The sequence below is a fragment of the Leifsonia sp. NPDC058230 genome (genome assembly GCF_042882245.1).
Classification (GTDB): domain Bacteria; phylum Actinomycetota; class Actinomycetes; order Actinomycetales; family Microbacteriaceae; genus Leifsonia.
In genome coordinates, this window is sequence record NZ_JBHVWM010000003.1 from 288,885 (window position 1) to 309,347 (window position 20,463).

Consider the following 20,463-nt stretch of genomic DNA (forward strand, 5'->3'; position numbering starts at 1 on the left):
TTCCTCGAATTACCGACTGATCGTTCGGTAAGTATATCCCGACGGGGCGGGCGCATGCCACACTGGAGGCGACATGCCAGAGAAGACCACCGCCATCGAGACGCCCGCTGCCGCGCCCGCGGCCGAACGCGCCCTGCGTCGCGGACGCCCCGGCTACGACCAGCGCGGCATCCTTGAGGTCGCCGTCGCCGCTTTCAACGAGCACGGCTACGACGCCACCTCCATCGGGATGCTCGCCGACCGTCTCGGCCTCTCCAAGTCGGCGATCTACCACCACGTCTCCTCCAAGGACGAGCTGCTCGAACTGGCCGTCGACGAAGCACTCGACGGCCTCGAGGGCGTGCTCCGCGAGCCCGGCGCCACCACCGGCCGCGCCGCGGACCGCCTCGCCTACGTGCTGCGGGGCGCCGTGGACGTGCTGACCGCCAAGGTGCCGTACGTCACGCTCCTGCTTCGCGTGCGCGGGAACACCGAGGTGGAACGCGCCGCCCTCGCCCGCCGCCGCGCCTTCGACCGCGCGGTCTCCGCACTCGTCGTCGAAGCCCGCGACGAGGGTTCCCTGCGTGCGGACATCGACCCCGGAATCGTCTCGCGCCTCCTCTTCGGCATGATCAACTCCATCGTCGAGTGGTACCGCCCGGACGGCCCGGAGTCACCCGCCGACCTCGCCGACGACATCCTCGCCCTCGCCCTCGACGGCCTCCGCACTCCCCGCTGACCCTCCCTCGATGAGGTGAATGACGCGAATCAGGACTTCGCGACGAGAGTGAGCACGTCGTACGTGGCGACGACGGCGTCGTGCTGGTTGGTGATCAGGGCATCCCACCGCACCTCCCCGTAGTCGTCGGTCTCGCGCGGGGTGATCTGCTTCGCAGTGAGGGCGACCCGGATGCTGTCCCCAGGTGACACCGGCGTCACGAACCGCAGGTTCTCCAGCCCGTAATTCGCGAGCACCGGACCGACGTCCGGGTCGACGAACAGCCCGGCCGCGAACGACACCAGCAGGTACCCGTGCGCCACCCGGCCGGGGAAGAACGGATTCGCGGCCGCCGCCTCCTCGTTCATGTGGGCGTAGAACCTGTCGCCCGTGAACTCGGCGAAGTGCTCGATGTCCTCGAGCGTGACCTCCCTGGGCTCGGAGAGCAGCTGGTCGCCGATCGCGAGCGTGGCCAGCGATTTGCGGAACGGATGCGGTGCCCCCTCCTGCACCGCTGCGCCCTGATGCCAGACTCCGGTGATCGCGGTCAGCATCGTGGGCGAGCCCTGCAATGCCGTGCGCTGCATGTGGTGGAGCACCGCGCGGATTCCGCCCAGTTCTTCGCCGCCGCCGGCGCGTCCCGGCCCGCCGTGCACGAGGTGCGGAACCGGGGAGCCGTGGCCGGTCGAGGTTCGAGCATCGTCGCGATCGAGCACCAGCACGCGCCCGTTGTAGGGCGCGAGGCCCATGACCAGGTCGCGTGCGATCCCCGTGTCGTGGGTGGCGACGCTGGTCACGAGCGATCCGCCGCCGCGTGCGACGAGCCGGGCCGCATCCGCCGTGTCCGAGTAGCCGAGGATGCTCGCGACCGGCCCGAACGCCTCGACCGTGTGCACCTCCTCGGCTTCCGCATCCGCGAACCGGAGCACGAGCGGGGTGACGAACGCGCCCTCGGGCGCTGTGCCGCGGGTGCCGTCCGCACGCACGACGGAGGGCTGGTCGAGTCCGCCGATCACGAGCTCGCCGCCCGCATCCACGAGCCGGAGGACCTGCCGCAGGACCTCGTCGCGCTGCGCCTGCGAGGCCAGGGGTCCCATCGTCACGCCGTCCGCCCGCGGATCCCCGACCACGACCCGCTCTTCGATCCGCGACTGCACCGCGGAGATCACCTCGCCGACGAACGGCAACGGCACGATCGCTCGGCGGATGGCCGTGCACTTCTGGCCGGCCTTCGAGGTCAGCTCTACGACGAGCTGCTTGACGTACGCGTCGAACTCGGGGGAGCCGGGCACCGCATCCGCGCCGAGCACCGACGCATTGATCGAGTCGGTCTCGCTGGTGAACCGCACGCCGCCGGTCTGCACCGAGTCGTGCGAACGCAGCCTCTCGGCCGTCGACGCCGAGCCGGTGAATCCGACGAGGTCGCCGAGCCGCAGATGGTCGAACAGGTCGGGAACGCTCCCCGAGATCAGCTGCAGCGATCCCTCGGGCAGCAGCCCGGATTCGACGAGGATGCGTACGAAGGCCTCCGCGACATATCCGGTCGGCGTCGCCGGCTTCACGACGGTCGGCATCCCGGCGAGGAAGGCCGGCGCGAATTTCTCGAGCGACCCCCACACCGGAAAATTGAACGCGTTGATCTGCACGGCCACCCCCGGCAGCCGGGTGTAGACGTGCTGGCCGAGGAAGGAACCGTCCTTCGACAGGTTCTCGGCGGGTCCGTCGGCGTAGACCTGCGAGTTCGGCAGCTCGCGGCGCCCCTTCGACGAATAGGTGAAGAGCACTCCGATGCCGCCGTCGACGTCGACCCACGAGTCGGCTTTCGTCGCACCGGCGCGGCTCGAGAGCTCGTACAGCTCGTCCTTGCGCGCGGTGAGCGCTTGCGCCAGCTGCTTGAGCAGCATCGCACGCTGGTGGAACGTCAGCGCACCGAGCGACGCCTGCCCCACCGTGCGCGCGTAGTCGAGCGCACGCCCGAGGTCGAGCCCGGCCGTGCTCACCTGGGTGACCAGTGCGCCGGTGGAGGCATCCCGCACCTCGACGGCACCCGCGTCCGTGTCGGGCGTCCACCACGTACCTCTTACATAGCTGGGCAGGATGCTCTGCAGCGTCATCGCGAAACCTCCTCGGTGCCGGCTGGGTATGCTGTGCGCATGGCCGACGGCGACTGGACGATCGAGCTCGGCGAGCTCGACGAGAAAATGGGTGTGCGCATCCTCGAGCAGTCCGCGGAACGCGTCGTGGCGACCATGCCGGTCGAGGGCAATCGCCAGTCGTTCGGGCTGCTGCACGGCGGCGCGTCGGTCGCGTTCGCCGAGGCGCTCGGGTCATGGGCGGCGGTGATCCACGCGGGGCCGGGACGCACGGCGGTCGGCGTCGACATCAATGCGACGCACCACGCGTCTGCGCGGAGCGGACTCGTCACCGGCGTCGCGACGGCCATCAAGCTCGGCCGCACGATCGCCTCGCACGAGATCGTGGTGACGGATGAGGAGGGCCGCCGCATCTGCACGGCGCGCATCACGAACCTCATCATCGATTCCCCGGAGCGGTAGCCGCGCCGGGGGCCTCGGACCCGGCGTCCGGCCACTCGTAGAAGCCGCGCCCGGACTTGCGCCCCAGGTGCCCGTCGGCGACCATCCGCCGCAGCAGCTCGGGCGGTTCGAAGCGCGGACCGAGGCGGTCGCGCAGGTACTCGGCGATGCCGAGCCGCACATCCAGCCCCACCAGATCGCTGAGTTTCAGCGGACCGACCGGATGCCCGTACCCGAGCACCATCGCCGCGTCGATGTCGGCAGGGGTCCCGACACCCTCCTCGACCATCCGGATCGCCTCGAGCCCGAGCAGAACGCCGAGCCGCGAGGATGCGAACCCGGGGGAGTCCCGCACGGTCACCGCCGTCTTGCCGATCGCCGCGACCCAGCCCTGCGCCAGTCCGATCACGTCGGGGGCCGTCGCCGTGCCGAACACGACCTCCACGAGGGACGACGCGGGAACCGGGTTGAAGAAGTGCAGGCCGAGAAAGGCCCCCGGCCGGGCGATCCCGCCGGCCAGTTCGTCGATCGAGATCGACGACGTGTTCGTGGCGAGCACAGCACGGTCGCCGAGCAGGCTCTCGGCCCGCTGCAGCGCCTCCGACTTCAGCGCACGGTCTTCGGGCACGGCCTCGATCACCAGTCCGCACGGGCCGAGACCGTCCCAGTCCGTCGAGACCTCCACAGCGCTCGTCGGTTCGGCGCGGCCGCGCTCGACACTCGCCCTGACCGAGCGCCGGATGCGCTCCCGCGCCGCGCCGACCGCATCCGGGTCGCGCTCGACGACCGTGACGTGCGCTCCGGCGAGCAGGAACGCGTGCGCGATTCCGGAGCCCATCCGGCCGCCCCCGATCACGCCGACCCGCTCGGGAACGGCGGTCGCGCCCGTCCCCGTGCCCGCTCCCGTCCCGGCCTTCTCCGTCACCGCTCAGTCCTCCGCTGCAGGAACTCCGTCATCCGCCGCACCTTCTCCGGCGACTCGAAGAGTTCGGCCTGGGCCTCCTGCTCGGCACGTGGATGCTCGTCGCGCCGGGCGTGCAGCACCGCCTTCGTGTACTGGGTCGCGAGGACGTCGTTGGCGGCGATGCGGTCGGCCAGCGCGTGGGCGGCGGCGAGCAGCGCATTCGGCTCGTGCAGCTCGGTGACGAGGTGAACGGCGAGGGCCTCCTCGCCGGTGAGGATGCGTCCGGCGAGCACGATCTCCGCCGCGAGCGGCTCACCCACCAGCTCGGGGAGCCGCCACAGGGCGCCCGCGGCCGCGATGATCCCGAGGCCGGTCTCGGGGTTGCCGATGCGCAGCCGCGCCGTTCCGATCCGGAAGTCGGCCGCGTAGGCGAGCTCCGCTCCGCCGCCGAGCGCGTACCCGTCCAGTGCGGCGATCACCGGCATCGGGAGGGCCGCGATACGCACGAAGAGGCCGGCGTTGATGCCGCGGTGCGCATCCGCCGCCCGCCGTTCGAGGAGTTCGCCGATGTCGGCTCCCGACGCGAAGACGCCGCCCGCGCCGGCGAGGATGAGGATGCGCGGCTGGCGCTCCAGCCGTTCGCACACCTCGTGCAGCTCGTCGACCATCGCCTGGTCGATCGCGTTGCGCACCTCGGGGCGGTTGAGCGTGACGACCATCCGGTCGCCGAGGATCTCGATCAGCAGGGCCGGCATCACACCCGCTCCAGGATCATCGCGGAACCCTGTCCGACGCCGACGCACATCGTCGCGAGCCCGTAGCGGGAGTCTTCGCGCTCCATACGCCCGAGCAGCGTGACGAGCAACCGCGACCCGCTCGAGCCGAGCGCGTGACCGAGTGCGATGGCGCCCCCGTCCGCGTTCACCCGCCCCTGGTCGAGGCCGAGCCGGCGGATGCACGCGAGAGCCTGGCTCGCGAAAGCCTCGTTGAGCTCGACGCTGCCGATGTCGGCGAGGTCGATCCCGCTGCGCGCGAGAGCCTTCTCGGTGGCGGGCACGGGACCGAGCCCCATGATCTCCGGAGGCAGCCCGACGCTGGTGCCGACCACCACCCGAGCGCGCGGGATCAGTCCGTAGCGCTCCACGGCCTCGGCGCTCGCGACCACGAGCGCCGAGGCGCCGTCGTTGAGCGGGGACGAGTTGCCGGCCGTGACGACGCTGCCGCCGGCGACCACCGGTCTGAGCGCGGCCAGCGCCTCCGGACTGGTGTCGCGCCGGATCCCCTCATCGACCGTGACGGGGCCGCGGGCGCCGTCGACGGCCACGATCTCGTCGGCGAACCGGCCCGCGTCGGTGGCGGCCGCCGCCCGGCGGTGGCTCTCGAGGGCGAAGGCGTCCGCATCCTGGCGGGTGATCCCGTCGAGCCGGGCCACCTCCTCCGCCGTCTCCGGCATCGAGAACGTCGCCTTCTCCCGAGCAGTCAACCGCGGATTGGTGAAACGCCACCCGATCGACGTGTCGTACTGCGCTCCGGGCTTGGCGAACGCCTTCTCGGGCTTCGCCTGAACCCAGGGCGCGCGGGTCATCGACTCGACCCCGCCGGCGACCACCACGTCCGCGTCCCCGGCCCGCACGCTCTGCGCGGCCATGGTGACCGCCGAGAGACCGGATGCGCAGAGCCGGTTGACCGTGACGCCGGGCACCGCATCCGGCAGCCCCGCCAGCAGCACGCTCAGGCGGGCGACGTTGCGGTTGTCCTCGCCGGCCTGGTTGGCGGCACCGAGGATGACCTCGTCGATCGTCTGCGCATCAACGCGCGCCCGGCGTACGGCCTCGGCGACCACGAGGGCCGCGAGGTCGTCGGGTCGGATGCCCGCGAGAGCCCCGCCGTACCGGCCGACAGCGGTGCGGACCCCGCCTACCAGGTACGCCTCCGTCATGCTCGTCTCCCTCGACGGTCTCGGTCCACACACGTGATCGGCCGATCGGCGTATTTACCGAACGAACGTTCAGAAAGTCATCCTCGCAGACCCCGCCGCTCGCCACAACTCGCCGCGGGGCATCGCGTCAGCGAGTGTCAGCGAGTGTCGTGATCCTCGAAGATGAGCGACGTCTTCGTATCGCGCACCGACGGGATGCCCGGCAGCGTCTCCAGCACCAGCCGCCGCAGATCCTCGTTGTCGCGCGCCCGCACCAGCAGGATCACGTCGAAGTCCCCGCCCACGAGGGCGAAATGCTCCACCTCGGGGATGCCGCGCAGCCGGTCCCGCAACTCGTGCCAGCTCGCCTGCTCGACCCGCAGCGTCACGTACGCCGACGATCCCCGGCCCGAGCGCACCGGATCGACCTTCGCCGTGAATCCCGTGATCACCCCGTCGTCGAGCATCCGGGAGAGGCGCGCATAGGCGTTCGCGCGCGAGACGTGCGCGGCCTCTGCGACCGCTGTGATCGAGGCCCGCCCGTCGGCGCGCAGAGCTTCGATGATCCTCGAGTCGATGTCGTCCATGGTGGTAGACAGTTTGTCGCCGAAAGAGGCCCTGGGCAAGGGAATGTCTCGAAACTCGCGCAGCTCTAGCAAACCCGGTCCAGCGAAGTCATCCTGAGAAAGAGCGACGTCTTTCAAAGGAGAATGGATGCACGCCATCGATCTGCTGCCCCGAGAAACCCCCGTGGGCCTCATCGACCAGCACGGCGGGTCCCACGAGGACGCCCACTATCCCATTCCGTCGACCGACCGGATCGCCGAGGGCTACCGTCACCTCGTGCTCGGCCGCCGCCTCAACGACCAGGCCAACGCCCTGGTGCGACAGGGACGTCTCGCCGTTTACCCGTCGTCGCACGGGCAGGAGGCGTGCGAGGTCGCCGCCGCGATGGTGCTCAGCGATCAGGACTGGCTCTTCCCGACCTACCGCGACACCGTCGCCGTCATCGCCCGCGGTGTCGACCCGTTCGAAGCGTTCCTGCTCCTGCGCGGCGACTGGCACTCCGGCTACGACCCGACCGTGCACCACGTCGCACCGCAGGCGACTCCGCTCGCCACACAGCTGCTGCACGCCGTCGGGTTCGCGCACGCCGCCAGGATGCGCGGCGAAGACACCGTCGTGCTCGCCCTCTGCGGCGACGGCGCCACCAGTGAGGGCGACTTCCACGAGGCCCTCAACTTCGCCGCGGTCTTCCACCTGCCGGTCGTCTTCCTCGTGCAGAACAACGGCTACGCCATCTCCGTGCCGCTCAGCAGGCAGACCGCGGCCCCGTCGATCGCGCACAAGGCGATCGGCTACGGGATGCCCGGGCAGCGCGTCGACGGAAACGACCTCGCCGCTCTGCTCTCCGTGCTCGGCGAAGCGGTCGACTCGGCGCGCACCGGGGGAGGGCCGACGCTCGTCGAGGCGGTCACCTACCGCATCCAGTCGCACACGAACGCCGACGACGCCACCCGCTACCGGAGCGACGACGAGGTGAAGCCGTGGCTGGAGCGCGACCCGCTCGCGCGCATCCGCACCTGGCTGCGGGCGAACGGCGCGCTGACCGACGGCGACGACGCCGAGATCCACGCACAGGCCGAACGCGTCGCCAGCGACCTGCGTGCTGCTGTCAACGCGGAGGCGGAGGCGCATCCGGAGGACCTCTTCGCCTACGTCTACGAGACCCCGACCCCGCAACTGCGGGAGCAGGCAGCGATGCTCGCCGCCGAGCTCGCATCCGACGGCGCCGACCAGGAGGGCACTCGATGACGCTCATGCACGACGCACCGGCCACCCCCGACACCACGCCGGCGCCCATCACCATGACGATGGCGCAGGCCATCAACCGCGCGCTCGCCGACGCGCTCGAAACCGACCCTGCCGTGCTCGTGTTCGGCGAGGACGTGGGTGTGCTCGGCGGAGTCTTCCGCGTCACCGACGGCCTCGCCGCCCGCTTCGGCGACCAGCGCTGCTTCGACACCCCGCTCGCCGAGGCGGGCATCGTCGGCACGGCCGTCGGCATGGCCATGAACGGGATGCGGCCCGTCGTCGAGATGCAGTTCGACGCCTTCGCCTACCCGGCGTTCGAGCAGATCGTCGACCACGTCGCCAAGATGGGCAATCGCACACGGGGCGCCGTGCGGCTGCCGCTGGTCATCCGCATCCCCTACGCGGGCGGCATCGGCGGCGTCGAGCACCACTCCGACTCGTCGGAGGCGTACTACGTGCACACCCCCGGTCTCACGGTCGTCTCGCCGGCCACGCCTCAGGATGCGTACAGCCTGCTGCGCGCGGCCATCGCGTTCCCCGATCCGGTCGTCTTCCTCGAGCCGAAGAAGCTGTACTGGGCGACCGGCCAGGTGGACGTCACCGCGCCTATCCCGCAGCTCGGCAGGGCACGCATCGCCCGGGCGGGCACGGATGCGACCCTCATCGCGTACGGACCGTCCGTTCCCGTCGCGCTCGCCGCAGCCGAGGCCGCCGAGGCGGAGGGACGCAGCCTGCAGGTGCTCGATCTGCGCAGCCTCGTCCCGTTCGACGACGAGACCGTCTGTGACGCGGTGCGCTCGACGGGCCGAGCGGTCGTGATCGCCGAGGCCCCCGGATTCGCGAGCGTGGCCTCCGAGATCGCCGCGCGCGTCTCCGAGCGCTGCTTCCACCACCTGCTTGCGCCGGTGCGCCGAGTGACCGGATTCGATACACCGTTCGCACCGCCGAAACTGGAGAAGTACTACCTGCCGAGCGTCGACCGCATCCTGGACGCCGTCGACGACCTCCAGTGGGACGACGTGCCGGTGGTCGAATCATGACCGCCAAGATCTTCACGCTGCCGGACCTCGGCGAGGGACTCACCGAGGCCGAGCTGGTGCGCTGGCTCGTGTCGGTCGGGGACACGGTGCGGGTCGACCAGCCGATCGCGGAGGTCGAGACCGCGAAATCCGTCGTCGAGGTGCCGTCGCCGTTCGCCGGCGTCGTCGAGACGCTGCACGGCGAAGAGGGCGAGGCGCTGGCCGTCGGTGCGCCGCTCATCGAAGTGGTCGAGGAATCGCCGGACCGCGCGGCCGATAGCGGTGCCGACACTGCCAGCAATGGCGCCGCCCGTTCCGGCGGCTCAGGGAATGTGCTCGTCGGCTACGGCACGACCGAGAGCGACTTCACGGGCAGACGCCGCCGGTCGCGCGCGGCGGCCACTGCGACGGTCATCGCGACGGTCGCTGCGACCTCCACGTCCGTCGTCCCGGTGATCTCGCCCGTGGTGCGAACGCTCGCGCGCACCCACGGTATCGACCTCTCGACGCTGACCCCCTCCGGAACTGGCGGTGTCATCACCCGCAAAGACGTCGAAGCCGCCTTTGCGACCGCGGTTCCGCAGTCCATGCCCGGTGCAGAGCCCGAGTCCGCGCCGGCCGGCTCGGCCGACCCGCGCACGGGCCTCGTCGTCGCCGCCAGCACGCCGTTCAGCCTGTTCCGCCGCACCGTCGCGGCCAACATGACCCGCAGCCGCTCGGAGATCCCCGAAGCGACGGTGTGGGTGGACGTCGACGCGACCGACCTGTGGGACGCCCGCAAGCGCATCCGTCTCGGAGACCGCGAACGGCACCCGTCGCTGCTCGCGTTCGTCGCCCGGTTCACGCTCGCCGCGCTCACTCGCTTCCCCGCCCTGGCCGGCCGGGTGTCCGCCGACGGCGCCGGTCTCGACACCTTCGAAGGAGTCAACCTCGGGTTCGCGGTCGACTCGCCGCGCGGCCTCGTCGTGCCGGTCATCCGTCGCGCCGACCGGATGACCATCCGCGAGCTCGACGCCGAGCTCGACCGCCTCACCCGGCTCGCGCGGGAGGGGTCCCTGTCGCCGGGCGAGCTCAGCGGCTCCACGTTCACGATCAACAACTACGGCAGCCTGGGCGTCGACGGCAGCGCGGCGATCATCAACCACCCCGAGGTCGCCATCCTCGGGGTCGGCCGCATGATCGAGCGTCCGTGGGTGGTCGACGGTGTCGTCGTGCCGCGGCGGATCGCTCAGCTCTCGCTGGTCTTCGACCACCGCGTCACCGACGGAGGGGTCGCGGCGGGCATGCTGCGCGACGTCGCGGATGCCGTCGAATCGCCCCTCACCCTGCTTGCTGACGCCCCGCCCGCCTGAGCGTAGTGTGTCGGCCATGAGCGACAAGAAGCCGGAAAGCGAAGACGCCGACCACGATCTCAGGGAAGAGAAGCAGGTGGCTCCCGAGGAGAACCTCGACTGGCTCCCCGAACCCGAGCCCACCGACGGCGAGGCCCCGGCCCCGTAACTGTGCCGGGTCGCCGTGACCCGGCCTCGAGTCGGGGCTCTAGGCTTGATCGGTGACCCCGACCCCACCGGCTAAACGTCGAATCCCCATCTGGCTCGCGATCGTGTTCGCGATCCTCTGCGGGGCCGGTGTCGCCGTGCAGTCCCGCATCAACGGTGAGCTCGGGCGCCGGATCGACGACGGATTCGCGGCCGCCCTCATCTCGTTCGGGTCCGGACTCGTCATCCTCTCGGTCGCACTCGCCGTCTCGCCGACGGGGCGCCGCGGGCTGACCCGGGTGAGGGATGCGCTGCGCACCCACGAACTGCGCTGGTGGTACGTCTGCGGCGGCGCCGCGGGAGCCTTCCTCGTGCTGTCGCAGGGTCTCACCGCGGCCGTTCTCGGCGTCGCCCTGTTCACCGTGGCGATCGTCGCCGGACAGACCGTCAGCGGCCTGGTGCTCGACCGCGTCGGCCTCGGCCCGGGCGGACGCCGAGAGCTCACGCCCGCGCGGGTGACGGGCGCCGGGCTCGCCCTGGTCGCCGTGATCTGGGCCGTCTCCGCCCAGTTCGGCGGCAGTGTTCCCGCGTGGATGCTCGTGCTCCCGCTCCTCGCCGGCCTCGGCCTCGGCTGGCAGCAGGCCGTCAACGGACAGGTGCGCGTGACCGCGCAGAGCGCGCTCACCGCGACCTTCGTCAACTTCGTGGTCGGAACAGCCGTGCTCCTCGTGCTGATGCTCGTGCACTCGGCGTTCGTGGGCTGGCCCGGATCGTTGCCCCCCGAGCCGTGGCTCTACCTGGGCGGCGCGATCGGCTGCGTGTTCATCGCCGGCGCCGCCCTGCTCGTGCGGGTAACCGGCGTGCTCGTCCTCGGGCTCGCCACCGTCGCCGGACAGCTCATCGCGGCGCTGCTGCTCGACGCGCTCGCGCCGGGTGCGCATCCGATCGCCTGGTCGACAGTCGGCGGGACGATTCTCGCCCTGGTCGCTGTCGCCGTCGCCAGCGTGCGCTGGAACCGGCGGACTACTCCAGCGTCGTGAGGTAGCGCTCCCCGTCAAGGGTCTTGCGGTGGCCTTCGCGGGAGCCCTCGGGGATGCCGCCGACGTAGAGCCAGCCGAGCAGGCGCTCGTTCTTCTTCAGCCCGTGCATCTTGTGCACCGACTTGGCGCGCGTGTGGTGACCGGTGCGCCAGATCACGCCCCAGCCCGCCTCGTGGAGCAGAAGGCTCAGGATGTGCGCCACACCCGAAGCCACAGCATCCTGCTCCCAGCCGGGCACCTTGTCGCTCTTCGTGCGCACGGACACCACGGCGAGCAGCAGCGAGGAGCGCAGCGGCTTCGAAGCGAGCTTCTCCGCGTCGTGACCGCTCGCGTGCGCATCCTTCACAAAGGCGTCGCCGAGACGCCGCCGCGCGTCGCCGCGCAGCTCGATCACCCGCCAGGGGTGCAGGGCGCTGTGGTCGGCGACACGGCCGGCGGCCGCCACCAGCGGCAGCAGCTCCTCGTGGGTCGGCGCCGCCTCGGTCACCCGCGAATACGAGCGGCGGGCGGCGACCGCGTCGACGATCCGGCTCACGCTACTCGCCGGGGGTGAAGTTGAGGGAGATCGAGTTCATGCAGTACCGGTCGCCGGTCGGCGTGCCGAAACCGTCGTCGAACACGTGTCCGAGGTGCGAACCGCAGCTCGCGCAGCGCACCTCCGTGCGCACCATGCCGAGGCTGGTGTCTTCGATCAGCTGCACCGCCTCGGGGCGCACCGACTCGTAGAAGCTCGGCCAGCCGCACCCGGAGTCGAACTTGGTGCCCGACTTGAACAGCTCGGCGCCGCACGCCGCACAGGTGTAGAGGCCCGCCCGGCCCTCGTCGAGCAGCTCGCCGGTCCACGGTCGCTCGGTGGCGGCCTCGCGGAGCACTGCGAACTGTTCGGGGCTGAGCTCTTCCCGCCACTCGTCGTTGCTCTTGGTGACGTCGTAGTTCATCGCGTGTCCCTTTCGTCAGACACAACCCTAAACGGCGCGGGGTGCGAGCCTGTTCCCTCTTTCTGCTGCGACATCGGTCTGTATCGCTGCGTTACGCTGCGCGCGACGTGCCGCCGGCTTGGGACAACACACAGATTCGGGCAAATAGGATGGCCGCGAACGCGGGCCGACTCGGTTCGTCCAGGCACAGGAGGGGTGAGGATGGCGAACGCGGCAGACGACCGGCCGTCGTCCTCCGACCCGGATGACGGCCTCGGCGAGCGGGATCGGTCGATCCTCGCGTTCGAACGGCAGTGGTGGCGGCATGCCGGCGCCAAGGAGCAGGCCATCCGCGAAGAGTTCGGTCTCTCGGCGGCACGGTACTATCAGCTGCTCGGGGCGTTGATCGATTCGCCCGCCGCCCTGCACCACGACCCCATGCTCGTCAAACGGCTGCAGCGTCTTCGCGACGCGCGGATGGCCGCGAGGAGCACCCGGACGCTCACGTCCGACGATTGAGGACCACGCACACGATGGCTGAGAAGTATCCCAAGGACCGTTTCGACACGATCCCCGACGATCTGTCGCGGGTCGGCGCCCACCGCACCCCGCGTCCGAAGGGGCGCGGCTGGATCGGTTTCGCCTGGGCGGCCCTCGCCACGGTCGTCCTCGTCGGGCTCGGGATCTTCGGACTGTCCCTCGTCAACGGGAGCATCTCGTTCCAGGGGAACACCACCTCGGCCTCGCCGACGCCCACGCCGACACCCACTCCCACGATCGTCCCGACCGTCGACCCGAACCTCAGCGTCTTCGTCTTGAACGGCACGACCACGAGCGGGCTCGCCAACACCGTCGGCGACAAGCTCGTCGCAGCCGGCTGGAAAGTGGATTCGCGCGCGAACGCGAGCGACAACACGCTGGCCCAGACGATGGTCTACTACTCCGACCCGAAGAACGAGGCTGCCGCGCTCGGTCTCGCGCAGTCCCTTCCCGGCGCGAAGGTGGCCGTCACGCAGGACTACGTGGCCACCGGCGCCGACCTCACCGTGGTCGTCGGCGGCGACTACGCGGGGTAGCGCCGGGGTACCGCCGGTGTGGCGCCACCTCGTGGCGCCCTCCGTGCAGCTTTGTTACACGCTTGTTTAACTTCGGACGAAATCTCGACATTTCGCGTCGGAATGCCGAAATGACCCGTGATTACATGCATTGAAAGCATTAGTATCTGGATTCAACGCGCTGGTGGACCGGCCGGAGCGAGGAAACACAGCAATGGGAGTAATGCATGGCGAACGGAACCGTGAAGTGGTTCAACGCTGAGAAGGGCTACGGATTCATCACCGTCGATGGTGGGGGACAGGACGTTTTCGTTCACTACTCCGCGATCGACATGAGCGGCTACAAGGTTCTCGAAGAGGGCCAGGCAGTCGTGTTCGAAGTCGGGAGCGGCCAGAAGGGCCCGCAGGCCGAGTCGGTTCGTCCGGCGTAGCACCAGCAACCAACCGAGAACGAGCGCCGTCCCTCCGTGGGGCGGCGCTCGTCTGCGTCCAGGATGCGCTCGCCTTGCACTCGGCTGCCACGAGTGCCAGAATCTCTTTAGCACTCCATCTGATCGAGTGCTAATTATTCGCATCTTTCGCAGACGTCCGGGAGGGACGAGAAACAACCATGGCAAAGATCATTGCTTTCAACGAGGAAGCGCGCCGCGGCCTCGAGCGTGGCCTGAACATCCTGGCCGACACCGTGAAGGTGACGCTTGGCCCGCGCGGCCGCAACGTCGTCCTCGAGAAGAAGTGGGGCGCCCCCACGATCACCAACGACGGCGTGTCGATCGCCAAGGAGATCGAGCTCGACGACCCGTACGAGAAGATCGGTGCCGAGCTCGTCAAGGAGGTCGCCAAGAAGACCGACGACGTCGCGGGTGACGGAACCACCACCGCGACCGTTCTCGCTCAGGCGCTCGTCAAGGAGGGCCTCCGCAACGTGGCCGCCGGCGCCGACCCCATCACGCTGAAGCGCGGCATCGAGAAGGCCGTCAAGGCCGTCACCGACGAGCTCATCGCGAACGCCAAGGAGGTCGAGACCAAGGAGGAGATCGCTGCAACTGCATCCATCTCCGCCGGCGACACCACCATCGGCGAGATCATCGCCGAGGCGATCGACAAGGTCGGCAAGGAGGGTGTCGTCACCGTCGAGGAGTCGAACACCTTCGGCACCGAGCTCGAGCTGACCGAGGGCATGCGCTTCGACAAGGGCTACCTGTCGCAGTACTTCGTCACCGACCCCGAGCGCCAGGAAGTCGTCTTCGAAGACGCCTACGTGCTCATCGCCAACCAGAAGATCTCCAGCATCAAAGACCTGCTGCCGATCGTCGACAAGGTGATCCAGGCCAACAAGCAGCTCGTCATCATCGCCGAGGATGTCGACGGCGAGGCCCTGGCCACGCTGATCGTCAACAAGATCCGCGGCATCTTCAAGTCCGTCGCCGTCAAGGCTCCGGGCTTCGGCGACCGCCGCAAGGCCATGCTGCAGGACATCGCGATCCTCACCGGCGGCCAGGTCATCTCCGAGGAGGTCGGTCTCAAGCTCGAGAACGTCACCCTCGACCTGCTCGGCACGGCTCGCAAGGTCGTCATCACCAAGGATGAGACCACCATCGTCGAAGGCGGCGGAGAGCCCGAGCAGATCGCAGCCCGCGTCTCGCAGATCCGCAAGGAGATCGAGAACACCGACAGCGACTACGACCGTGAGAAGCTGCAGGAGCGCCTGGCGAAGCTCGCCGGCGGTGTTGCGGTCATCAAGGCCGGCGCCGCGACCGAGGTGGAGCTCAAGGAGCGCAAGCACCGCATCGAAGACGCCGTGCGCAACGCGAAGGCCGCCGTCGAAGAGGGCATCGTCGCCGGTGGTGGCGTCGCCCTCATCCAGGCCGGCAAGACCGCCTTCGAGAAGCTGTCGCTCGAGGGCGACGAGGCTACGGGCGCGAACATCGTTCGTGTCGCCATCGAGGCTCCGCTCAAGCAGATCGCCATCAACGCAGGCCTCGAGGCCGGCGTCGTGGTCGAGAAGGTCCGCAACCTCCCGGTGGGCCACGGCCTCAACGCCGCCACGGGCGAGTACGTCGACATGCTCGCTGCCGGCATCAACGACCCGGTGAAGGTCACCCGCTCGGCTCTGCAGAACGCAGCGTCGATCGCCGGTCTGTTCCTCACCACCGAGGCCGTCGTCGCCGACAAGCCGGAGAAGAACCCGGCTCCGGTCGGCGACCCGACCGGTGGCATGGACTTCTAGGCACTGCCTGCTGAGTCCTAGCGATTCACAAGAGGGCGTCTCCTTCGGGAGGCGCCCTCTTTTCGTTGTAATTCGTTGTAATTGCGGGGGCACGCGATGGATATGCTGAGCCTGCAATCACACATCGGGGGGAAATATGCACAAGAAGGCATACATGGCTGTCGTGGGGGCGGCGGTAACACTTTTAGCCGTGAGCGGATGCTCGGCGGGAGGCGGTGCGCCGGCTGCGCAACCGCCGTCGGTGAGCGCGACTCCCACCCCTTCGGCGACTCCGTCGGGTGTCGACTGCTCTGCGCTCCTCTCGGACGACGACGTCAGCGCGCTCCTCGGCTCGACGGTCGGCACGGTCGATCCGAACCTCGCGGCTGCGACCGGCAAAAGCGTCGGATGGCTGGCGGGCTACGCCATCGAAGCCGTGCAGGGCGCGAACTGTGTCTGGGGTGAGCCGGGCACGGAGTGGACCTGGCACTACGGCAGCCAGCAAGAGCCGGTGTTCGCCCTCCATGCTCTGCCGCATGCGCAGGCGGCCTGGGCCGAACTCCGGCCAGAAGGCGGCGCTCCCGGTGCAGCGTACGTCGGCGGTGAATCGTTCGGCGGCAGCTGCGCCGACGGCACGTGTCACACCGATGTCCTCGCCGGAAACTGGTGGCTGTCCGCAGACGCGTCCAGCGCGAAGGGGGTCATGACCGAGCGCGCCTTCCACGATCAGGTGCAGAAGGCGGTGACCGCGCTGCTCGCCCTGCCGGAGCCGGCAGCGGTGTCGGTCCACAACGCCATCGTGGATGCCTGCGTGTCCGACGAGTACGCCGCAGCAGTGACACAGAGCTTCGATGTACCGCAGGCATCGTTCATGGGGCGCGAGTATCAGTTCGGCATGGCATCCGCGGTCTGGTACGCCACGGTGACGGGAGGGTGCGCCTTCCAGCCGTCGCTCGACGGGTCAGGCGGATTCCTGATGTCCGCGTGGGTGGTCCCGGATGCGAAGCGCACCTTCGGCGAGTTCGCACGGCTTGCCGGCCAGAAGCCGACCGTGACCGAGTTCAATCGGGTCACTGGCAACGACAATTCCGACAACCTCTCGAACGAGTTCTACGCGCTCGTCGGGAACGACTGGGTCACGATCTTCAGCTATCCCAGTCCGGACGCGGAGCGGCAGTCAAGAGAGTTCGTCGAGTGGCTGCGCGCGACCTATGCCTGAATCAGAGGGACGAAGAATCAACACGAAGGCGTACCTGGCTGTGTTGGCCTCGGCGGCGGCGCTGGTCCTGCTGAGCGCATGCACAGCTCCGGTCAGCACGCCTGAGGCGGGACCGAACACCGGGGTGCCCGCTCCCGCAGCGACACCTTCGCCGCTCCCGCCGCTGTCGGGCGTGGACTGTTCCGCACTCCTCTCCGTCGACGACGTCAGCACGCTCCTCGGCTCGACGGTCGGCACTGTCGATCCGAACCTCGCGGCTGCAGCGGGCACGCTGGACGGCTGGTTGACGAATTTCGCGATCCAGGCCGCCCATGGCGCCACCTGTGTCTGGGGTCAGCCGGGCACGGAATGGACGGGGATCGGGGGCGGCGAAACGAAGCCGGTGTTCGGGCTCTCAGTGTTGCCGCTCGCCCAGGCGGCGTGGAACAGCCTTCGCCCGAGGTCGGCGACGCCAGGAGCAGCGTACGTCGGCGGCGAGTCGCTCGAAGGACGCTGTCTCGGCGATTCCTGCAGCACCAATGTCCTCGTCGGAAACTGGTGGCTAACAGCTGATGCCAGCAGTCCGAGCGGTGCCATGACCGAGCGCGCTTTTCACGACGCAGTTCAGAATGCAGTGACTGCGCTTGCCGCACTCCCGGAGCCAACAGCCGTTTCCGTGCACAATGCCATCGTGGACGCTTGTTCCACGGAGGCATACGCATCGGCGGTGGCGCGGAGCTTCGAAGTTCCTGAAGCAGTCTTCTGGGCGGGAGAAGTAGGGTTCGGCCTCCAATCTGCGGTGCGGTTCACGACTGCTAGCAGCGGATGCAGCTACGAGTCGTCGCTCAAGCCGTATTTCGGGATGACGTGGGCGGTCGTGATCCCTGACGGGAAACGCCTCTTCGGCGAACTGGCGAAGCTCGCGCGCCAGAATCCGTCCGTCACCGAATTCGGTCGCACGCCGAACCCTGAATCCGAGTACCCGTGGTTCGAGCTCTACGCGCTGGTCGGGAACGACTGGGTAACAGTCACCGCCCACGCCGCTCCGGACGCCGAGCGGCACTGCAGAGCGTTCGTCGAGTGGCTGCGCGCGACCTACGCCTGACGCGCGACCTACGCCTGCGGGTTGACCGGCTTCGGCGCTGACGTCGACTCGGCCAGGGGGAGTGCGATGCGGAAGGTCGCCCCGCCGCCCTCGGTCTCGACGACCTCGACGGTGCCGTTGTGGGCGGCGATGATCGAGGAGACGATGGCGAGGCCGAGTCCGCTGCCGCCGGTCTCCCGGGTGCGGGAGGTGTCCGCACGCCAGAAGCGCTGGAAGATCTTCTCGCGGATCTGCGGGGGGATGCCCTCACCGTGGTCGCGAACTTCGAGGACCGCCCGCTCGGTCTCGTGGTTGACCTGCACGACGATCTCGATGGGACTGTCGTTGGCGGTGAAGCGGAGTGCGTTGCCCATCAGGTTGGTGACGACCTGACGGATCTTGTTCTCCTCCGCCATCACGATCGCGGGGTCGGCAGCGGGCACCGCCGGCAGCAGCACCTTCTCTTCGGTCAGAACGGGCGCTGCGGTCGTTCCGCGGCGAGGGCGTCGCCCGCGGAAGCGGGCGAGCGTTGCCCCGGCGAACGCGATCGGGCCCGTGGCGTTGGCCGCGCGGGACGGCTGGTCGCTGAGCTGCATGGGCACCGTGTCGAGGCTGAGCTCGTCGGTCTCCTGGTGGGCGCTCAGGATGGGGTCGGGCACGACCACCGACACCTCGCGTCCCGGGGAGCCGGCCATCGCATCCATCGCTGCGTCGCGCGCGATCGGGACGAGGTCCACCGGCTTGAGGTCGAGGGGTTTCGTCTCATCGAGCCGCGCGAGTTCGAGGAGGTCCTCGACGAGGACGCCCATCCGGATCGCTTCCTTCTCGATGCGGTCCATCGCCTGGGCGACGTCTTCGGGGCTCTGCAGGGCGCCCATCCGGTACAGCTCGGCATAGCCGCGCACCGAGACGAGCGGGGTGCGCAGTTCGTGGCTGGCGTCGCCCACGAATCGTCGCATCTGCTCGATCGTCTTGGCGCGGTCGTTGAAGGCTCGATCGATGCGGTTCAGCATCGTGTTGAGGGAGCGGTTGAGGCGTCCGACCTCCGTGTTCGGGGTCGCGCCGCCGAGGCGCTGGCTGAAGTCGCCGTCGGCGATCGCGGCGGCCGTCTCCTCCACACCGCGCAACGGCGCGAAGGTCGTGGTCACCAGCATCCTGGTCAGCCCGGCGCCGACGATGACGACGATCACGCCGAACCCGAGGAAGATCGCGAGGAAGCTCGCCATCACCGTGTCGATCTGACCGGTCGAGGTCGCGACGATCGCGGTTCCGAGCGAACCTGCGGGCGTGGTCAGCGTGACCGTCTGCGCGAGCGCGCGGTACTGCGTGTGCTTGTCGACGCTCCAGAGGTCGAACGCCTTCTGGCTGAGCTCTTTGCCCTTCACCAGGGTGAGTTCCTCGGGCACGTTGGGCCGTCGCGCCTCGGGCATGTTGCCCCAGTTCGACCGGATCATCGTTCCGTCGGAGTCGTAGAGCACCGCGAAGTACGGCGAGGCGCTGCCGTCGGACGCGATCTTGTCCCCGCTGGACGTCGACGAGTACAGGTACGAGTTCAGGTTGTTCGGCTGCGATGCCGCATTCAGCTGTGCGTCGAGCTGGCTGAGGAGCACCGGCTTCAGCATGGTCATCGTGCCGATCCCGGTCACGAGCAGACCGAGGGTCAGCATCAGCACCGTCACCCCGGTGATCTTGGTGCGCAGGGAGATCGCGTTCCAACGATCGAGTAGGCGTGCGTGCATCAGGCCGTCAGTTTACGGAAGCTAGCTGGGGCGGGGATGTGGACTCAGGCCTTGGCGGCCTTGAGCATGTACCCGAACCCGCGCTTTGTCTGGATGAGCGGCTCGCTCGAGTGCGCATCCACCTTGCGGCGCAGATACGAGATGTACGACTCGACGATTCCGGCATCGCCGTTGAAGTCGTACTCCCACACGTGGTCGAGGATCTGCGCCTTGCTCAGCACGCGGTTCGGGTTGAGCATCAGGTAGCGCAGCAGCTTGAACTCGGTCGGGCTGAGCTCGATGGCGGTGTCGCCGACGAAGACCTCGTGGGTGTCCTGGTCCATCGTGAGCTCGCCGGCGCGGATGACCGCGTCTTCGTCCGCCTGCATCGTGCGGCGCAGGATGGCCTTGATTCGGGCGACGATCTCGTCGAGGCTGAACGGCTTGGTGACGTAGTCGTCGCCGCCGACCGTGAGACCTGTGATCTTGTCTTCGGTGTCGTCTTTCGCCGTGAGGAACAGGATCGGTGCGGTGTATCCGGCGCCACGGAGGCGCTTGGTGACACCGAAGCCGTTCATGTCCGGCAGCATGACGTCGAGGATGATCAGGTCGGGTTCCTCTTCGAGGACCGCTGAGATCGCCTGGGCACCGTTGCCGACGGCACGCACGGCGAAGCCGGCGAAGCGGAGGCTGGTGGTGAGGAGGTCGCGGATGTTGGGCTCGTCGTCGACGATGAGAATGCGAGGTCCGGCGTTCATGCAGACCAGTATCTGCGCGTCGGCTGAATCTTTTCTGTGAGTGATCGGTGTGCAGTTGGTGTGAGGATCTGGCGCCCGCCGTGCGAAGAGTGGATGCTGGGAGAGCAGCCGCACACGTC

At 68.9% G+C, this 20,463-nt stretch carries 22 protein-coding genes; 13 read left to right on the top strand and 9 right to left on the bottom strand.

What is annotated here, in order from left to right:
- Positions 1–73: 73 nt before the first annotated feature.
- Positions 74–718: a TetR/AcrR family transcriptional regulator gene (locus ACFVV0_RS11230; RefSeq protein ID WP_387062578.1), complete on the top strand. Its 645-nt coding sequence runs from the start codon at positions 74–76 to the stop codon at positions 716–718.
- A gap of 29 nt (positions 719–747) precedes the next feature.
- On the opposite strand, the gene paaZ is transcribed toward ACFVV0_RS11230, so the two are convergent.
- Positions 748–2,811, bottom strand: a complete 2,064-nt coding sequence (paaZ, locus tag ACFVV0_RS11235) for a phenylacetic acid degradation bifunctional protein PaaZ (protein ID WP_387062581.1) — start codon at positions 2,809–2,811, stop codon at positions 748–750.
- A 39-nt stretch (positions 2,812–2,850) separates the two neighbouring features.
- On the opposite strand from paaZ, the gene ACFVV0_RS11240 reads away from it, so the two are divergent.
- Positions 2,851–3,252: a PaaI family thioesterase gene (locus ACFVV0_RS11240; protein WP_387062583.1), complete on the top strand. Its 402-nt coding sequence runs from the start codon at positions 2,851–2,853 to the stop codon at positions 3,250–3,252.
- Here the strand turns inward: ACFVV0_RS11240 and ACFVV0_RS11245 are convergent.
- From ACFVV0_RS11245 to ACFVV0_RS11260, 4 genes are all read right to left on the bottom strand, one after another.
- Positions 3,230–4,156, bottom strand: a complete 927-nt coding sequence (locus tag ACFVV0_RS11245; RefSeq protein WP_387062585.1) for a 3-hydroxyacyl-CoA dehydrogenase family protein — start codon at positions 4,154–4,156, stop codon at positions 3,230–3,232. The two genes, ACFVV0_RS11240 and ACFVV0_RS11245, sit on opposite strands and share 23 nt — an antisense overlap.
- Positions 4,153–4,890, bottom strand: a complete 738-nt coding sequence (locus tag ACFVV0_RS11250) for an enoyl-CoA hydratase/isomerase family protein (RefSeq protein WP_387062588.1) — start codon at positions 4,888–4,890, stop codon at positions 4,153–4,155. Before ACFVV0_RS11250 ends, ACFVV0_RS11245 begins: the two co-directional genes overlap by 4 nt.
- On the bottom strand, positions 4,890–6,074 hold the full coding sequence (locus ACFVV0_RS11255; protein ID WP_387062591.1) for a thiolase family protein: 1,185 nt from the start codon (positions 6,072–6,074) through the stop codon (positions 4,890–4,892). The genes ACFVV0_RS11250 and ACFVV0_RS11255 overlap by 1 nt, the downstream gene beginning before the upstream one ends.
- A gap of 137 nt (positions 6,075–6,211) precedes the next feature.
- On the bottom strand, positions 6,212–6,640 hold the full coding sequence (locus ACFVV0_RS11260) for an Lrp/AsnC family transcriptional regulator (RefSeq protein ID WP_387062594.1): 429 nt from the start codon (positions 6,638–6,640) through the stop codon (positions 6,212–6,214).
- A gap of 127 nt (positions 6,641–6,767) precedes the next feature.
- Between ACFVV0_RS11260 and pdhA the strand changes: the two genes are divergently transcribed.
- From pdhA to ACFVV0_RS11285, 5 genes are read left to right on the top strand one after another with little or no spacing between them, the layout of a single operon-like run.
- On the top strand, positions 6,768–7,868 hold the full coding sequence (gene pdhA, locus ACFVV0_RS11265) for a pyruvate dehydrogenase (acetyl-transferring) E1 component subunit alpha (protein WP_387062597.1): 1,101 nt from the start codon (positions 6,768–6,770) through the stop codon (positions 7,866–7,868).
- Positions 7,865–8,908 carry an alpha-ketoacid dehydrogenase subunit beta gene (locus tag ACFVV0_RS11270; RefSeq protein WP_387062599.1) on the top strand — a complete coding sequence of 348 codons (1,044 nt, stop codon included), beginning with the start codon at positions 7,865–7,867 and terminating at the stop codon, positions 8,906–8,908. Before pdhA ends, ACFVV0_RS11270 begins: the two co-directional genes overlap by 4 nt.
- The gene (locus ACFVV0_RS11275; RefSeq protein WP_387062602.1) at positions 8,905–10,239 is read left to right on the top strand and encodes a dihydrolipoamide acetyltransferase family protein; all 1,335 of its coding nucleotides are present in this window, start codon (positions 8,905–8,907) and stop codon (positions 10,237–10,239) included. Before ACFVV0_RS11270 ends, ACFVV0_RS11275 begins: the two co-directional genes overlap by 4 nt.
- 16 nt (positions 10,240–10,255) lie before the next feature.
- A complete protein-coding gene (locus ACFVV0_RS11280) occupies positions 10,256–10,387 on the top strand; it encodes a hypothetical protein (RefSeq protein ID WP_387062605.1) in 132 nt (43 codons plus the stop codon).
- Between the two features lie 52 nt (positions 10,388–10,439).
- Complete coding sequence (locus ACFVV0_RS11285) at positions 10,440–11,405, top strand: DMT family transporter (protein WP_387062608.1); 966 nt, start codon at positions 10,440–10,442, stop codon at positions 11,403–11,405.
- Here ACFVV0_RS11285 and ACFVV0_RS11290 read toward each other — a convergent pair.
- Both ACFVV0_RS11290 and msrB read right to left on the bottom strand, forming a co-directional pair.
- Positions 11,389–11,940: a nitroreductase family protein gene (locus ACFVV0_RS11290; protein ID WP_387062610.1), complete on the bottom strand. Its 552-nt coding sequence runs from the start codon at positions 11,938–11,940 to the stop codon at positions 11,389–11,391. The genes ACFVV0_RS11285 and ACFVV0_RS11290 overlap by 17 nt on opposite strands.
- A 1-nt stretch (position 11,941) precedes the next feature.
- The gene (gene msrB / locus ACFVV0_RS11295) at positions 11,942–12,343 is read right to left on the bottom strand and encodes a peptide-methionine (R)-S-oxide reductase MsrB (RefSeq protein ID WP_387062612.1); all 402 of its coding nucleotides are present in this window, start codon (positions 12,341–12,343) and stop codon (positions 11,942–11,944) included.
- Between the two features lie 201 nt (positions 12,344–12,544).
- On the opposite strand from msrB, the gene ACFVV0_RS11300 reads away from it, so the two are divergent.
- From ACFVV0_RS11300 to ACFVV0_RS11325, 6 genes are all read left to right on the top strand, one after another.
- Entirely contained in the window at positions 12,545–12,841 is a 297-nt protein-coding gene (locus tag ACFVV0_RS11300; RefSeq protein ID WP_387062614.1) for a DUF3263 domain-containing protein, read from the top strand.
- A gap of 14 nt (positions 12,842–12,855) precedes the next feature.
- Entirely contained in the window at positions 12,856–13,398 is a 543-nt protein-coding gene (locus ACFVV0_RS11305; RefSeq protein ID WP_387062616.1) for a LytR C-terminal domain-containing protein, read from the top strand.
- Between the two features lie 206 nt (positions 13,399–13,604).
- Entirely contained in the window at positions 13,605–13,808 is a 204-nt protein-coding gene (locus ACFVV0_RS11310) for a cold-shock protein (RefSeq protein WP_387062619.1), read from the top strand.
- A 179-nt stretch (positions 13,809–13,987) separates the two neighbouring features.
- Positions 13,988–15,607: a chaperonin GroEL gene (gene groL, locus ACFVV0_RS11315; RefSeq protein WP_387062622.1), complete on the top strand. Its 1,620-nt coding sequence runs from the start codon at positions 13,988–13,990 to the stop codon at positions 15,605–15,607.
- 154 nt (positions 15,608–15,761) lie between these two features.
- Complete coding sequence (locus ACFVV0_RS11320; protein WP_387062623.1) at positions 15,762–16,805, top strand: hypothetical protein; 1,044 nt, start codon at positions 15,762–15,764, stop codon at positions 16,803–16,805.
- Positions 16,798–17,889, top strand: a complete 1,092-nt coding sequence (locus tag ACFVV0_RS11325) for a hypothetical protein (protein WP_387062625.1) — start codon at positions 16,798–16,800, stop codon at positions 17,887–17,889. Before ACFVV0_RS11320 ends, ACFVV0_RS11325 begins: the two co-directional genes overlap by 8 nt.
- 8 nt (positions 17,890–17,897) lie before the next feature.
- Here ACFVV0_RS11325 and ACFVV0_RS11330 read toward each other — a convergent pair whose 3' ends face one another.
- Together ACFVV0_RS11330 and ACFVV0_RS11335 are read right to left on the bottom strand one after the other, a co-directional pair.
- On the bottom strand, positions 17,898–19,607 hold the full coding sequence (locus ACFVV0_RS11330; protein ID WP_387062628.1) for a sensor histidine kinase: 1,710 nt from the start codon (positions 19,605–19,607) through the stop codon (positions 17,898–17,900).
- A gap of 44 nt (positions 19,608–19,651) precedes the next feature.
- Complete coding sequence (locus tag ACFVV0_RS11335) at positions 19,652–20,344, bottom strand: response regulator transcription factor (protein ID WP_301211982.1); 693 nt, start codon at positions 20,342–20,344, stop codon at positions 19,652–19,654.
- Positions 20,345–20,463 lie beyond the last annotated feature (119 nt).